This is a genomic window from Paraburkholderia sp. 31.1 (assembly GCF_014397645.1).
Classification (GTDB): domain Bacteria; phylum Pseudomonadota; class Gammaproteobacteria; order Burkholderiales; family Burkholderiaceae; genus Paraburkholderia; species Paraburkholderia tuberum.
The window spans coordinates 1-1,438 of sequence record NZ_VZQN01000152.1; the positions used below are offsets into that span (position 1 = coordinate 1).

Here is a 1,438-nt window from a genome sequence, read left to right on the forward strand (position 1 = left end):
GCGCTAACGTGGGTCGACACAGAGACACACCCGTTATAGGGTCAAGCGAACAAGTGCATGTGGTGGATGCCTTGGCGATCACAGGCGATGAAGGACGCGGTAGCCTGCGAAAAGCTCCGGGGAGCTGGCAAACGAGCATTGATCCGGAGATGTCCGAATGGGGAAACCCACTCCTAATGGAGTATCCGTAGCTGAATCCATAGGCTACGTGAGGCGAACGCGGTGAACTGAAACATCTAAGTAACCGCAGGAAAAGAAATCAACCGAGATTCCCAGAGTAGTGGCGAGCGAAATGGGATCAGCCGGTACACGTTATCTGTATTGTTAGTCGAACGCTCTGGAAAGTGCGGCCATAGCAGGTGATAGCCCTGTAGACGAAAACAGCATGGAAGAACTGGGTGTACGAGAAGTAGGGCGGGACACGTGAAATCCTGTCTGAAGATGGGGGGACCATCCTCCAAGGCTAAATACTCGTGATCGACCGATAGTGAACCAGTACCGTGAGGGAAAGGCGAAAAGAACCCCGGGAGGGGAGTGAAACAGATCCTGAAACCGCATGCATACAAACAGTCGGAGCCTCTGCGAAGGGGTGACGGCGTACCTTTTGTATAATGGGTCAGCGACTTACATTCAGTGGCGAGCTTAACCGATTAGGGCAGGCGTAGCGAAAGCGAGTCCGAACAGGGCGTCCAGTCGCTGGGTGTAGACCCGAAACCAGGTGATCTATCCATGGCCAGGTTGAAGGCACGGTAACACGTGCTGGAGGACCGAACCCACTAACGTTGAAAAGTTAGGGGATGAGCTGTGGATAGGGGTGAAAGGCTAAACAAACCTGGAAATAGCTGGTTCTCTCCGAAAACTATTTAGGTAGTGCCTCGTGTATCACCTTCGGGGGTAGAGCACTGTCATGGTTGTGGGGTCCATTGCGGATTACTACGCCATAGCAAACTCCGAATACCGAAGAGTGCAATCACGGGAGACAGACATCGGGTGCTAACGTCCGGTGTCAAGAGGGAAACAACCCAGACCGCCAGCTAAGGTCCCCAAATATGGCTAAGTGGGAAACGAAGTGGGAAGGCTAAAACAGTCAGGAGGTTGGCTTAGAAGCAGCCACCCTTTAAAGAAAGCGTAATAGCTCACTGATCGAGTCGTCCTGCGCGGAAGATGTAACGGGGCTAAGCCATATACCGAAGCTGCGGATGCACAGTAATGTGCATGGTAGGAGAGCGTTCCGTAAGCCTGCGAAGGTGCACTGGAAAGTGTGCTGGAGGTATCGGAAGTGCGAATGCTGACATGAGTAGCGATAAAGGGGGTGAAAGGCCCCCTCGCCGTAAGCCCAAGGTTTCCTACGCAACGTTCATCGGCGTAGGGTGAGTCGGCCCCTAAGGCGAGGCAGAAATGCGTAGCTGATGGGAAGCAGATTAATATTTCTGCACCA

The 1,438-nt window shown here is 53.1% G+C and carries 1 rRNA gene; it reads left to right on the forward strand.

The features are described from left to right. Positions 1 to 39: 39 nt before the first annotated feature. Positions 40 to 1,438 (forward strand): 23S ribosomal RNA (locus F6X37_RS35715); the annotation flags it as partial.